Source organism: Shewanella pealeana ATCC 700345, assembly GCF_000018285.1.
GTDB lineage: Bacteria > Pseudomonadota > Gammaproteobacteria > Enterobacterales > Shewanellaceae > Shewanella > Shewanella pealeana.
On the sequence record NC_009901.1, the window covers coordinates 1,155,813 to 1,169,203 of the forward strand.

General features: G+C 46.3%; 11 protein-coding genes and 1 tRNA gene. 10 read left to right on the forward strand and 2 right to left on the reverse strand.

Translation table 11 applies throughout. The features are described from left to right. The first annotated feature begins 3 nt into the window (after positions 1 to 3). The 6 genes from potA (at position 4) to gabT (ending at position 7,203) form a co-directional block, all read left to right on the forward strand. Positions 4 to 1,140, forward strand: coding sequence for a polyamine ABC transporter ATP-binding protein (gene potA, locus SPEA_RS04950; protein ID WP_012154208.1), 1,137 nt, complete (start codon positions 4 to 6; stop codon positions 1,138 to 1,140). 10 nt (positions 1,141 to 1,150) lie between these two features. Beyond that, a complete protein-coding gene (locus tag SPEA_RS04955; RefSeq protein ID WP_012154209.1) occupies positions 1,151 to 2,056 on the forward strand; it encodes an ABC transporter permease subunit in 906 nt (301 codons plus the stop codon). Further along, entirely contained in the window at positions 2,053 to 2,868 is an 816-nt protein-coding gene (locus tag SPEA_RS04960; RefSeq protein ID WP_012154210.1) for an ABC transporter permease subunit, read from the forward strand. The genes SPEA_RS04955 and SPEA_RS04960 overlap by 4 nt, the downstream gene beginning before the upstream one ends. Before the next feature lie 198 nt (positions 2,869 to 3,066). After that, complete coding sequence (locus SPEA_RS04965) at positions 3,067 to 4,353, forward strand: NAD(P)/FAD-dependent oxidoreductase (protein ID WP_041410849.1); 1,287 nt, start codon at positions 3,067 to 3,069, stop codon at positions 4,351 to 4,353. An 82-nt stretch (positions 4,354 to 4,435) separates the two neighbouring features. Beyond that, complete coding sequence (gabD, locus tag SPEA_RS04970) at positions 4,436 to 5,884, forward strand: NADP-dependent succinate-semialdehyde dehydrogenase (protein WP_012154212.1); 1,449 nt, start codon at positions 4,436 to 4,438, stop codon at positions 5,882 to 5,884. A gap of 38 nt (positions 5,885 to 5,922) precedes the next feature. Continuing rightward, positions 5,923 to 7,203 carry a 4-aminobutyrate--2-oxoglutarate transaminase gene (gene gabT / locus SPEA_RS04975; RefSeq protein ID WP_041410850.1) on the forward strand — a complete coding sequence of 427 codons (1,281 nt, stop codon included), beginning with the start codon at positions 5,923 to 5,925 and terminating at the stop codon, positions 7,201 to 7,203. A gap of 109 nt (positions 7,204 to 7,312) precedes the next feature. Here the strand turns inward: gabT and SPEA_RS04980 are convergent, their stop codons facing one another. Further along, entirely contained in the window at positions 7,313 to 7,744 is a 432-nt protein-coding gene (locus SPEA_RS04980; protein WP_012154214.1) for a universal stress protein, read from the reverse strand. 745 nt (positions 7,745 to 8,489) lie between these two features. Between SPEA_RS04980 and SPEA_RS04985 the strand changes: the two genes are divergently transcribed. Genes SPEA_RS04985 through SPEA_RS05000 form a run of 4 tightly spaced genes read left to right on the forward strand, consistent with a single transcriptional unit; the run spans position 8,490 to position 13,012 of the window. After that, positions 8,490 to 8,822 carry a c-type cytochrome gene (locus SPEA_RS04985; protein ID WP_012154215.1) on the forward strand — a complete coding sequence of 111 codons (333 nt, stop codon included), beginning with the start codon at positions 8,490 to 8,492 and terminating at the stop codon, positions 8,820 to 8,822. A gap of 3 nt (positions 8,823 to 8,825) precedes the next feature. Continuing rightward, positions 8,826 to 10,232, forward strand: coding sequence for a cytochrome-c oxidase, cbb3-type subunit I (gene ccoN / locus SPEA_RS04990; RefSeq protein ID WP_012154216.1), 1,407 nt, complete (start codon positions 8,826 to 8,828; stop codon positions 10,230 to 10,232). Further along, positions 10,225 to 10,839: a cbb3-type cytochrome c oxidase subunit II gene (locus SPEA_RS04995; protein WP_012154217.1), complete on the forward strand. Its 615-nt coding sequence runs from the start codon at positions 10,225 to 10,227 to the stop codon at positions 10,837 to 10,839. The genes ccoN and SPEA_RS04995 overlap by 8 nt, the downstream gene beginning before the upstream one ends. A 1-nt stretch (position 10,840) precedes the next feature. Then, the gene (locus tag SPEA_RS05000; protein WP_012154218.1) at positions 10,841 to 13,012 is read left to right on the forward strand and encodes a c-type cytochrome; all 2,172 of its coding nucleotides are present in this window, start codon (positions 10,841 to 10,843) and stop codon (positions 13,010 to 13,012) included. 117 nt (positions 13,013 to 13,129) lie between these two features. Here the strand turns inward: SPEA_RS05000 and SPEA_RS05005 are convergent. Continuing rightward, positions 13,130 to 13,206, reverse strand: a tRNA-Ile gene (locus SPEA_RS05005). Positions 13,207 to 13,391 lie beyond the last annotated feature (185 nt).

The window sequence follows — 13,391 nt, forward strand, 5'->3', positions numbered from 1 at the left end:
AATATGGCTAGTACCTTAGACGTCACCAATAACTCGATTAAAAAGACGCAGGGCGAAGTGCTACTTCAGATAGACAGAGTCAGTAAGCTATTTGATGAAGTGCGTGCAGTAGATGATGTCACGCTCAATATCAAAAAAGGGGAGATTTTTGCTTTGCTAGGTGGGTCAGGATCGGGTAAGTCGACTCTGCTCCGTATCCTGGCAGGATTTGAAAAGCCGTCTGAGGGACGTATTTTTTTAGATGGTGAAGATATCACCGACATGCCGCCACATGAACGACCTATCAATATGATGTTTCAGTCTTATGCACTGTTTCCTCATATGACGGTGGCGCAAAATATTGCCTTCGGTCTGAAGCAAGATAAGTTGCCTAAAGCAGAGATAGAGTCTCGTGTGCAGGAGATGCTTAAGCTGGTGCACATGGAAAGTTACGCAAAGCGTAAACCTAACCAGCTATCAGGCGGTCAACGTCAACGTGTCGCCTTAGCCCGCTCGCTGGCGAAACGTCCTAAGTTATTGTTGCTCGATGAGCCTATGGGAGCGCTAGATAAAAAGCTACGCACTCAGATGCAACTTGAGGTTGTGGATATTCTTGAGGCCGTAGGCGTGACCTGTGTGATGGTAACTCATGACCAAGAGGAAGCCATGACCATGGCGGCGCGGATCTCGATTATGAACGAGGGCTGGATTGCCCAAACAGGCTCTCCTACCGATATTTATGAGAGTCCAAATAGCCGTATGGTGGCCGAGTTTATTGGCAGTGTTAACCTATTTGAAGGTGAGATAGTTGTCGATAAAGCGGATCATGTACTTATCGAATGCCAAGGTTTATCGCAAAAACTGTTTATCGATCATGGTGTATCAACCAGTGTTGAGGACAAAACGGTATGGGTCGCAGTTCGCCCCGAGAAGACGCGTATTACCCGTGAGCAACCCCAAGGAGAGCACAACTGGTCTAGCGGTGTGGTTGAAGATATTGCTTATCTAGGTGGTATTTCGGTGTACTACATCCGTCTACCTAATAACTTGCTAATTCAAACTATCATGACTAACCGAGAACGTCGCTCCGATCCACCAACGTGGGAAGAGGCGGTTTTCATTAGCTGGGAGGCCACCAGCGGAGTGGTCCTTAGAGCATAAGGATTCAATCATGAAAAAGCCGTTAAAATTTCGATTACCCAAAGGCCAATGTTGGACCATAGGTGTCCCATACTTTTGGCTACTGATGTTCTTCGCACTACCTTTCGCTATTGTACTTAAGATCAGTTTCTCAACCCCTATCATCTCGATACCGCCTTACGAGCCATTGTTTCAGTATGCAGAAGAATCGCTGCAGATCATGCTCAACTTGGGCAATTACTTGCTCATTCTCGATGATTCCTTGTACTACAACGCTTATCTAAGTTCACTTAAGATGGCGACTATCTCAACCATAGGCTGTTTACTCATAGGCTATCCGATGGCCTATGCCATTGCTCGTGCGCCTAAGCGTAACCAAACCATGTTAATCCTGTTGGTGATGTTACCTTCTTGGACCTCTTTCCTTATCCGGGTTTACGCCTGGATGGGCATATTGAGCAACAATGGTGTGATCAATAACTTGTTGATGTGGACCGGCATTATCTCCGAGCCTTTGCAGATCTTAAATACCAATACCGCGGTCTATATAGGCATTATCTACAGCTATTTGCCGTTTATGATCTTGCCGCTGTACGCCAACCTGTCTCAACTCGATGGTAGCTTGCTAGAGGCGGCTGCAGATCTCGGTTCTCGCAGTCTCAATACTTTCTGGAAGGTGACGCTACCGTTATCGAAAGGCGGGGTGATTGCTGGCTCTATGTTGGTGTTTATTCCTGTGGTAGGTGAGTTTGTGATCCCAGAGTTACTCGGTGGCCCAGACTCATTGATGATAGGTAAGATTCTTTGGCAAGAGTTCTTCAATAATCGTGACTGGCCGGTGGCCTCCGCGCTTGCGATTGTGATGTTAGGGCTACTGATTATCCCGATAACCCTGTTCCACCGCTATCAGGCTAAAGAGATGGAGAAGACAGCATGAAGAAGTTAAATTTCTCTACCGTTATGCTTTGGGCTGGGATGTTTTTCCTGTATGCGCCAATGTTTATCTTGGTTATTTACTCATTTAACGAATCTAAGCTGGTTACCGTTTGGGCTGGATTTTCGACTAAATGGTATGGCGAACTGTTTCGCGATCAGCAGATCCTCGATGCGGTTTGGACCAGTTTACAGGTGGCGTTTTACGCTTCGACCATGGCGGTGATCTTGGGTACCATGGCCGCTTTTGTAATGACTAGATTTGCCCGGGGCTGGGGTAAGTTAACCCTATCGAATATGATCACCGCGCCTCTGGTTATGCCTGAGGTGATCACAGGTCTGTCTTTGCTACTGCTATTTGTACATATGGCTGACTTCTTTGGCTGGCCTGCTGAGCGTGGTATGTTGACTGTATGGATAGCCCATTCAACCTTCTGCGCGGCCTATGTGGCGGTAGTCGTATCTTCGCGCTTACGTGAGATTGACCGCTCGGTCGAAGAAGCGGCTCAGGATCTTGGCGCGACGCCATTTAAAACCTTCTTCGCCATTACGGTACCTATGATCTCGCCGGCCTTGGTGGCTGGTTGGTTATTGTCATTTAGTCTATCTCTTGACGACTTAGTGATCGCCAGCTTTGCATCGGGCCCAGGTGCGACAACTTTACCTATGGTGGTGTTCTCGTCTGTGCGCATGGGGGTCTCTCCTAAAATTAATGCACTGGCTACTTTGATCATTCTTATCGTGTCACTCATCGCATTTATCTCTTGGTACTTCGCACGTCGTGCGGATATTAAGCAGCGCTCTAGTTCAGCTTAACCTCATCAGTGTCATTCGGGTATGAAAGGGCTATTGCGCGCTTTCATACCCGTTAGCTCTATCGTTATCCTTATTTGCTGAAGAGGCGGACCCTGCAACAGGTTATCTCATCGAGAACTAACGATCCGCAGCTTAAGCGTAAAGCACAAAAGGACAGAAGTTATGTCAATAATAATCAATGAAAGACAGGCGGAAACCATGATTACTACACCCCATGCAGATTCATACTATGCGGCGTCGGCTAACGACAAGACCGAGCGTCCGATGCTACAAGATAATATCGACACCGATATCTGTATTATTGGTGCCGGTTACACTGGATTGTCGACCGCACTGCACCTACTCGAGATGGGCTACAAGGTGACAGTGCTTGAGGCGGCGCGCATCGGCTGGGGCGCATCGGGGCGTAATGGCGGCCAGATAGTTAACAGCTTTAGCCGTGATATTGACTCCATTGAGAAAACCGTTGGCACCGAGGCGGGTAAGCTGTTTGGCGAGATGGCCTTCGAAGGTGCGCGCATTATTAAAGAGCGAATTAAAAAATATAATATTGACTGCGATCTGCAAGATGGCGGGGTGTTTGCCGCACTAAATGATAAGCAGATGGGCCACCTGCAAGCGCAAAAATCGCTGTGGGAAAAACATGGTCATATGAACCACCTTGAGTTGCTGGATAAAAACGACATCCGTAAAGTAGTGAATACTGAGTCCTATGTTGGCGGGTTACTCGACAAGAGTGGCGGCCATATTCACCCGCTCAACTTGGCGCTAGGTGAGGCCCAAGCGGTCGAATCACTAGGTGGTCAAATATTTGAAGGCTCGGCGGTGATTAAGGTCGAAGAGGGCGAAAGTCCAGTGGTTCATACCAGCCATGGCAGTGTTAAGTCTAAGTTTGTTGTGGTTGCGGGTAATGCCTACCTTGGCGGCTTGATACCTAAGCTACAAGCGAAATCTATGCCTTGCGGCACGCAAGTGATCACCACTGAACCTTTAGGTGAAGAGCTGGCTAAAAGCCTATTGCCACAAAACTACTGCGTCGAAGATTGTAATTACCTGCTCGATTACTTCCGTCTATCTGGTGATAACCGCCTGATTTATGGCGGCGGCGTGGTATATGGCGCTAGGGATCCAGCTGACATTAAGTCGATCATCGGGCCCAAGATGCTCAAGACCTTTCCGCAACTTAAAGATGTGAAGATTGATTACACTTGGACGGGTAATTTCCTGCTGACTCTGTCTCGACTTCCACAAGTAGGGCGCATTAGTAGCAATATTTACTATTCACAAGGCTGTAGTGGCCATGGCGTTACTTACACTCATTTGGCGGGTAAGATCTTAGCCGAGGCGATAAACGGTCAGGCGACTAGATTCGATGCCTTTGCGGGCTTGCCACACTACCCATTCCCTGGCGGGCATATGTTCAAGGTGCCTTTTAGTGCCATTGGCGCTTGGTATTACACCATGCGTGACAAGTTAGGTGTGTAACCTTATCGAGAGTATAGGGAAACCAATCACGTTTACAGCAGTCGAAAGGCGATAAGCGTTTAAGCAAATTAAGGAGTCACCCGTGCAGTTAAATGATATGAGTTTACTACGCCAGCAATGTTATATAGATGGTCAGTGGCTTGAAGCCATCAGTGGTGAAAAGGTTGAGATAGCCGATCCCGCCACCCATAGAGTGATTGGCAGTGTGCCTGTGATGGGCACCACTGAAACTAAAGCCGCCATCAGCGCAGCCGAGAAGGCATTACCCGCTTGGCGGGCGTTAACCGCAAAAGAGCGTGGTGCCAAGCTAAATCGTTGGTTTGAGCTATTGCTTGAGCATCAAGACGACTTAGCACTGATGATGACAACAGAGCAGGGCAAACCATTAGCGGAAGCCAAAGGCGAAGTCGCCTATGCGGCGTCGTTTATCGAGTGGTTTGCCGAAGAAGCCAAGCGTGTCTATGGCGATACCATCCCTGGCCATCAAGGTGATAAACGTTTGATGGTGATTAAGCAAAGCGTTGGTGTTACCGCAGCTATTACGCCTTGGAACTTCCCTGCAGCGATGATCACTCGTAAAGCCGCACCTGCGTTAGCCGCAGGTTGCACCATGGTGGTAAAACCTGCACCGCAAACTCCCTTCACTGCATTAGCTCTGGCAGAGCTTGCCGAGCGCGCAGGCATTCCTAAAGGCGTCTTTAGTGTTGTCACAGGTGATGCCATTGGCATTGGTAACGAGCTTTGTAGCAATCCAGTGGTTCGTAAGCTCTCTTTCACCGGATCGACACCTGTTGGCATTAAGCTGATGCAGCAGTGCGCGCCGACCCTTAAGAAGATGTCACTGGAGCTGGGCGGTAATGCCCCCTTTATCGTGTTTAATGATGCCGATATCGACGCCGCCGTTGAAGGTGCAATGATTGCTAAATACCGCAATGCTGGACAGACCTGTGTCTGCGCCAACCGCATCTATGTTCAGGATGCAGTTTACGATGAGTTTGCCGAAAAACTGGCTGCTGCGGTTGCTAAGCTCAAGGTGGGTGTAGGTACTGAGGAGGGCGTTACCACTGGGCCACTCATAAATGCCGACGCCGTTGCCAAAGTACAGCGTCACCTGGATGATGCCTTATCGAAAGGCGCGACGCTGCTTGCGGGCGGTAAGCTGGCAAGTGCTGGTGGTAACTTCTTCGAGCCAACGATTTTAACTAGTGTCGATAAAAGCATGTTAGTGGCTAAAGAGGAAACCTTTGGGCCGCTGGCACCGCTATTTAAGTTCTCTGATGTAGATGATGTGATTGCGCAGGCCAATGACACTGAGTTCGGTTTAGCTGCTTACTTCTATGGCCGCGATATCTCGTTGGTGTGGAAGGTATCAGAAGCGCTGGAATACGGCATGGTCGGCGTTAATACCGGCCTTATCTCTACAGAGGTCGCGCCATTTGGCGGCATAAAAGCCTCGGGGCTAGGCCGTGAAGGCTCAAAGTTTGGCATCGAAGAGTACTTAGAGATGAAGTACATCTGCATGTCAGTTTAATAGGATTAAGTTCATAAGTAGTTAGTTAAAAGGAATTCATTATGACAACCAATGAGTCACTTATGGTGCGACGCCAAGCCGCTGTAGCCAATGGCGTAGGGCAAATTCACCCTATCTATACTCAGCGTGCCGATAACGCCACCGTGTGGGATGTAGAAGGGCGCGAGTTTATTGACTTTGCTGGTGGTATTGCGGTGCTCAATACTGGCCACTTGCACGATAATGTTAAGGCGGCGGTAGCAGAGCAACTGGAGCTGTTTTCCCATACCTGCTTTATGGTGCTGGGCTATGAGAATTATATCCAGGTGTGCGAGAAGCTTAATCATCTTGTGCCCGGCGATTTTGCTAAGAAAACAGCGTTGTTCACCAGTGGTTCAGAGGCGGTTGAAAACGCGGTGAAGGTGGCGCGGGCTTATACTAAACGCAGCGGTGTTATTGCTTTTACCTCGGGTTACCATGGGCGCACCATGGCGGCGTTAGCGCTAACGGGCAAGGTCGCACCTTACAGTAAAGGTATGGGGCTGATGTCGGCCAATGTGTTTAGAGCCGAGTTTCCTTGTGAGCTGCATGGGGTGAGCGATGAGGATGCCATCTCATCCATAGAGCGAATCTTTAAAAATGATGCCGAGCCCGATGATATTGCAGCAATTATTATCGAGCCAGTGCAAGGTGAGGGCGGTTTTTACCATACCTCAGTCGAGTTTATGCAGCGTTTACGTCAGTTATGCGATAAGCACGGCATCATGCTGATCGCCGATGAAGTACAAACAGGCGCGGGGCGAACGGGTACCTTTTTTGCTATGGAGCAGATGAAGGTGAGCGCGGATATTACTACTTTTGCTAAGTCTATCGCCGGAGGTTTCCCGCTGTCAGGGATCACCGGCCGAGCCGAAGTGATGGACTCTATTGGTGCGGGTGGCTTAGGCGGTACCTATGGTGGCAGTCCGTTAGCCTGCGCTGCAGCGCTTGCCGTAATTGAGGTATTTGAAGAGGAACAACTACTGCAAAGAGCCAATGCGCTTGGTGCTAAGCTCAAAGAGTCGCTTAACGCGATGGCGAGTAAGCATGAGCCAATTGTCGATGTACGCGGTCTTGGTGCCATGATAGCGGTTGAGTTGATGCAAGAAGGTAAGCCTGCGCCAGAACTGTGCGCGCAAATACTCAAAGAGGCACGTGATAGAGGACTTATCCTGCTATCTTGCGGCACTTACGGTAATGTACTGCGCATTCTTGTACCGCTAACAGCTCCCGATGAGCAAATCGATAAAGGACTGGAGATCATTCAGTCTTGCTTTGAAGTGGTCTTGAAGCCCGCTTAATACTGGTTAGTTTAAGCAGTAAAGGCCTGTTGAGTATAGGTAATACAGAAATCCGAGAGCTGTTTTTGTCTCGGATTTTTTACTTTCCAATTGTACTGCTTTTATAGTGCTATTTAACGATAAGAACTGGGCACTTAGCTTTGTTAGCCACCTCTTCAGCGGTGTTGGCGTTCAAGAAGTGTTCGAGTCCTGTTCGTCCATGACTTGCCATTACAATCATTCCAGCATTGATGTTTTTTTCGGTAGCCAAAATCTTTTCGACTGGATGGCCATGACAAATTTTACTTTCAAAAGGAAAGTAAATATCAAACGAGTCGATAAATTGCTGCATTTTATCTGCGGCCTCTCTTTCCATTCTCTCGATAAGTTCATCGGGCGTCACCGCGAGTACTCGGGTATATTTATCGCCAAAAGGCTTATCGACAACGTGTAATAGACAGATCCCAACGTTATAAAAATTAGCCATCTCAATGGCATAACTTATAGCGTGTGATGCTGTTTCTGAAAAGTCGGTCGGACAAAGGATCTGTTGGGTTCGCATAACATCCTCCTGTTACCTCTCGCGCTATACCCAAAAATCACAATTGTGGTAAATGGATTAGGGCTAAATTCTCACTCCTTACTTCTTTAAATATAGGCGTTGTGTTCCGGTGAGTAAATTCGTTAGATAAAAATCGCCACAACTTTGTTGTGGCGGCTTCTGTGGTCAGTATTAGGAGTTGGGTGAGGTAAAGATTAGTGGAATAGGTGAGTGACAGTAAAATAATAGAGCTAAGTGATAAAGCTGCCTGTATACCAAACCTTTTCATGACTTAGCTCTAACTGCTTAGGCTAGTCCCTACGAAATAGCTTTATCAGTTGTTTAGTGCATAACCCCAATACAACAATACAGCACTCTATAATTGCAATCCCCATTACTAATGAAAATAGTGCGGGTACATGTCTAATAAAATCCATCTATGGCCTCTCAACAATACTCGATACAAGCAGATATGTTTCAATTAATATCCCACGGTTCATCAGTTATGTTTTTGACTAAGTTCACAAAATAATGAGCCTTAATGATTGTTAATTTTCACTTCAATTCATGAGTTCAGGAAATCTTTACAATGGGCAAATAGCTTTTACCTTTGATTCGCGCAGTTGAACTTAGCTTATGTTGCGAAAATTTAAATAGAATCATTAAAAAACCTAGTGATATTTCGGTGGATAATTGCACAAATTGTGGCAAATAAATCAATACCGACTAGTTTCAATAAGGTGCATAAGAAGATAAGGGAATGCTTATGAATCGATTACCTCTATTGATAATCCTGATTTTTGGGTCAGCAAGCGCATCGGCAGATTACGACCCCAGCTTTAAAATCGGCAAAGAGAAAGCCAAAGTTTGCATGACCTGTCATGGAGAGGATGGGATCTCAACAATCGACCCTTATCCCAATTTACGCGGTCAAAAAGTGGGGTATTTAATATCGGCGCTTAAAGATTACCAGTCAAGGCAGCGTACTAGTGGCTTGGCCATTTTGATGCAGCAACAAGCAGATACGCTTAGCGAACAGGATATGAAAGACATTTCCTACTATTACTCTGTGTTAGGCACAAAACAAGAAGAGGAGTAGGGCATGCAGGTAAGCACTGAGCAATATGACGTAAAGGTTGTTCGTTATTTTATTGTGGCTGCCGTTATTTGGTCTATTGCGGGTATGTTTATTGGGGTTGTGCTTGCTGCCCAGCTCTATTGGCCTGCACTTAATTTTGATTCTGAATATATCCAATTTGGACGGTTACGCCCTGTACATACCTCTGGCGTGATCTATGGTTTTGTCGTCAATATTCTAATGGGAACCTCCCTCTATATTGTGCAACGAACAGGGCAAACGCGGTTGTTTAACCGTAGTTTATCTTGGATGGTGTTTTGGGGCTGGCAGCTCATTTTACTGCTTGCGTTGATAACCTTGCCTCTAGGTTACACCACGAGTAAAGAATATGCGGAGCTTGAATGGCCCGTTGATATTCTGATTGTGATTGTTTGGGTGCTTTATGCCGTATTGTTTTTTGGCACTATCGCCAAACGAAAAGTGAAGCATATCTTTGTCGCCAACTGGTTCTTTGGCGCTTTTATTATTGTAATTGCACTAATTTTTATTCTGAATAATTTAGCCTTACCAGCCTATTTCATGAAGTCTTACTCAGTATTTGCAGGCGCTCAAGATGCCATAGTTCAGTGGTGGTGGGGGCACAACGCTGTCGGCTTTTTACTCACAGCCGGTATTATCGGCATGAACTACTACTTCATTCCTAAACTGGCTGAACGTCCAATCTATTCTTACCGACTGTCTATTATCCACTTCTGGGGATTAGTGGGCTTTTATACTTGGGCTGGAACTCACCACCTTCTCTATTCGTCAGTGCCAGTTTGGCTACAAAATATCGGTATCGTGATGTCGCTGATATTGTGGCTACCCTCTTGGGCTGGTGCATTTAATAGTGGTATGACACTACTGCAAAATAAACAAAAGCTAAAGACCGATTACATTATGTGGTTCTTTATGTCGGCAATTTTGTATTACTGCCTAGCGACATTTGAAGGGCCTCTGCTGGCGATACGCTGGTTCAATATGCTTGCCCATAATACAGAGTGGGTGGTCGGCCATGTACATTCCGGTGCACTTGGTTGGGTGGCTATGTCTGGGATTGCCGTTTTTTATTATTTCATTCCGCGGCTTTGGGGTAAGAGCGGTTTATGGTCTAACCGCTTACTTAAAGTGCACTTTTGGTTGGCACATCTGGGTGTAGCCTTATATGCAATTGCACTTTGGGTCGCAGGTATTGGAGAAGGCTACATGTGGCTTACTCAGCGGGAGAATGGCTCTTTAGCATACAGTTTTGTTGAGGCTATGGACTTTAAAGCGCCGTGGTTATTTGTGCGTTTCTTTGGTGGGGCCTGCTTTGTATTGGGTTTATTGTTGATGGCGTTTAACTTGTATAAGACGGTATCGATGACTGCGGAGGCTAGTGAAGATGCTTAGTAAAGACTTTACACAATCCTTAGTGATCCTCATTGTGGCTACTGTGTTAGTCGCTAGCTTTTCAATCGTGGTGCTCATTGTGCCTAGCTTGGTACGCACCGATGCGATAAGAGTTAACTCATTAGCCAAACCACTCACGGCAGTGCAAGTCGCAGGGCGTGATGTTTACATTAGTGAGGGCTGCCATGTATGTCACACGCAGATGGTGCGTAATATCGAACCTGAAGTGAAACGTGATGGGCGAGCCAATAAAGAGTCCGATGATATTTATGAGTTTCCCAATCTTTGGGGCTCGAAACGCACCGGGCCTGATTTAACCAACCTAGGCCGAAAGTACTCTGAGCAATGGCAGCGAATTCATCTAATTAACCCTCGGCAGGTGGTGCCGACGTCATTGATGCCCGCTTACCCTTGGCTGTTTAGACAGGTATTAAGTGGTGATGAGATAGAAGCTAAAATGCGTGTACTACAGACCTTAGGGGTGCCTTACACTGACGATGAGATCGAAAGGGCGCGTCTACAGGTTAAAGGACTGACCAAAGGGGAGGCTTTGATTCAATATTTGCAAAGCTTAGGGCAAGATACCGCCGATGATCAGGAGCGATAATATGACTGTTTTCTGGAATATTTGGGTCGTTGGGTTTATTGCTATCTTTCTAATTTTTATGGCGTTAGTCATTGTTAAATATTGGCGCGATAACCATAGTGCCGATAAAAATAAAACCATCGATACCTTCGACGGTATTGATGAGAATGATGCGCCGCCACCTCGCTTACTGTTTATCTCCTATTTAGTCGCTTTTGCCATTTCTGCAGTTTTTCTCGTGCTTTACCCTGGTCTTGGTAATTGGAAAGGCTTAATGGGCTGGCAGCAAAGTGATGATGCCTTAAGCTCACCAGTTACCGACTTAACGATGGAAATGGCAACACTAAATGATAAAAGCTTGCTAGCACTTGCGAATAACAAAACGGTGACGGCAAGCGGAGCATCGCTATTTGAAAACCATTGCGCAGCATGCCATAGACGTAATGCTCAGGGGCAAAAGCACTTTCCAAATCTAATTGATAATGAGTGGCTCTACGGTGGTACGCAGAGTGATATTTTAGACTCGATAAAGAAAGGCAGACACGGGGCAATGCCCGGTTGGAAAGGGGTTTTGTCAGAAGACCAGATCACTAAAATGGCGTATTACATCGCGTCACTGCAACCTAAGCGTCGTAACCTAAATGCGCCGCAGGTTAAAATCGATCTAGGTAAAGACATTTTTGCCGAGTATTGCGCCAGTTGTCATGGTGATGGCACTGTGGCAAATACTCAAATTGGTGCCCCTTTACTTAACGATGCTATCTGGCTTCATGGCGGTAGCATCGAAGAGATTAAGCACACTATAGATTTTGGTTTGAATAACTTGATGCCTGCATTTGAAGAGCAGCTGACAGCTGATGAGATCTTGGCTATTGGTGCTTACATTACTGAACAACGCCTTGAATACGATGCCAAACTCGCAGCACTTGATCCTGAGTCAGTAAAGCGTGGTGAATACCTAGTTAATGCAGGCGATTGTGTTGCCTGCCATAGCTCAGAAGGCGGTGAGCGATTCGCGGGTGGCTTGCCATTCAAAACACCTTTTGGCACGGTATATTCAACCAATATTACCCCCCATGTGAGTGAAGGCATTGGTAGCGACAATTATGCCGACTTCAAAGCGGCGTTATTTGATGGTAAAGGCCGCCATGGTTATCTCTACCCTGCAATGCCTTACACCTCTTATCAATATTTAAAAGAGCAGGACACCCAAGATCTGTGGAGCTATTTGCAGTCGATTACAGCAGTCGCAAGGCAAAACGATAAGAATGAGATGATCTTCCCGTCGAATATCCGTACCGGATTATTAGCTTGGAATTTGGTGTTTATGGATACCAATCCACTTTCTTATGAGGCGCCCAAGCATGCTCAACTCACTGAGCAAGAGTTAAAGGAGTGGCAACGAGGTAAATACTGGGTGATGGGGCTCGGGCATTGTAGCGAATGTCATACTCCACGAAATTTAGCTCAGGCATTAATACCTGAACAAATATTCCAAGGTAACTTGATTGATGGTTGGAACGCCCCAGATATCAGCGCCAAAGAGCTCTATCAAGATAGATGGGATATCGAGTCGTTAACTGACTTTTTGCACACAGGGCACTCGTCTAAAGGCTCTGCATTTGCTGGTATGGCAGATGTAGTGAAAAACAGTACTAGTTTAATGACACGCAAGGATATTAGGACTATCTCTCGTTACCTGCTAGTGGGGGATAAGAACAACACCATTCCAGCTAATACTAAGCAACTTAACCCAGCAGGCTTTACCCAAGAGGCGTATGCCGATAAGCAGTTTAATGCTTATTCATTGTATGCAGAGACTTGTGGAGCCTGTCATGGTGAAGATGGTAAAGGTCGTGACCCCATAGCGCCAACCTTATTGAATAACGGCATTATCATGCACAGTGACCCGTTCAATACGATAGCGGTGACGATACGTGGACTTTCGCCAACGTATTTAGATGAAGAGCGTAACTTCATGCCGATGACTAGTTTTCAAAATGTATTGACCGACACTGAGCTGGCTAATCTTATTAGTTTTGTACGCTACTATTTAGGCGATAGAAAAGAGCCCGTTACCGCAGAGCAAGTTAAGGCTGTGCGTCAACAACTCGAAAAGGCAGGTTTTGCAGGTAATCTACACACCACGCCTGATATGTATGACCACAAAGATGGTGATATTGATATCGACTAGCTAAGGTTAATAAGGGCTTGGACAATATGAGTTGATGACGGTTATGGTTTTAATTCTGGCAGTCAAATTACAGACATGAAAAAGCCGCTTAAATTTCTTTAAGCGGCTTATCAAAATTGGTGGCCCCTCACGGACTTGAACCGTGGACCTGACGATTATGAGTCGTATGCTCTAACCAACTGAGCTAAGGGGCCGACTTAAGATAGTCGTCACTATCGAAAGCGAAAAGAAGTATACGAGGTTTATAAGCGCTTGTCACCTGCGTTTTAGCTAGAAATGTCGTTATAAATGCACGACTGCTTATCTGTTAATCAATCTAGCTTAGTGCTTGTTTCATTTGAGCAAAAAAAAGCTGCCCTTAGGCAGCTTTCTGTTTGAT

Bases quoted from the DNA above. Each gene is read 5' to 3' on its own strand.
- SPEA_RS05000 (WP_012154218.1), top strand. From the start codon at position 10,841: ATGACTGTTTTCTGGAATATTTGGGTCGTTGGGTTTATTGCTATCTTT.
- potA (WP_012154208.1), top strand. From the start codon at position 4: ATGGCTAGTACCTTAGACGTCACCAATAACTCGATTAAAAAGACGCAG.
- SPEA_RS04985 (WP_012154215.1), top strand. From the start codon at position 8,490: ATGAATCGATTACCTCTATTGATAATCCTGATTTTTGGGTCAGCAAGC.
- SPEA_RS04965 (WP_041410849.1), top strand. From the start codon at position 3,067: ATGATTACTACACCCCATGCAGATTCATACTATGCGGCGTCGGCTAAC.
- SPEA_RS04995 (WP_012154217.1), top strand. From the start codon at position 10,225: ATGCTTAGTAAAGACTTTACACAATCCTTAGTGATCCTCATTGTGGCT.
- ccoN (WP_012154216.1), top strand. From the start codon at position 8,826: ATGCAGGTAAGCACTGAGCAATATGACGTAAAGGTTGTTCGTTATTTT.
- SPEA_RS04955 (WP_012154209.1), top strand. From the start codon at position 1,151: ATGAAAAAGCCGTTAAAATTTCGATTACCCAAAGGCCAATGTTGGACC.
- SPEA_RS04960 (WP_012154210.1), top strand. From the start codon at position 2,053: ATGAAGAAGTTAAATTTCTCTACCGTTATGCTTTGGGCTGGGATGTTT.
- SPEA_RS04980 (WP_012154214.1), bottom strand. From the start codon at position 7,744: ATGCGAACCCAACAGATCCTTTGTCCGACCGACTTTTCAGAAACAGCA.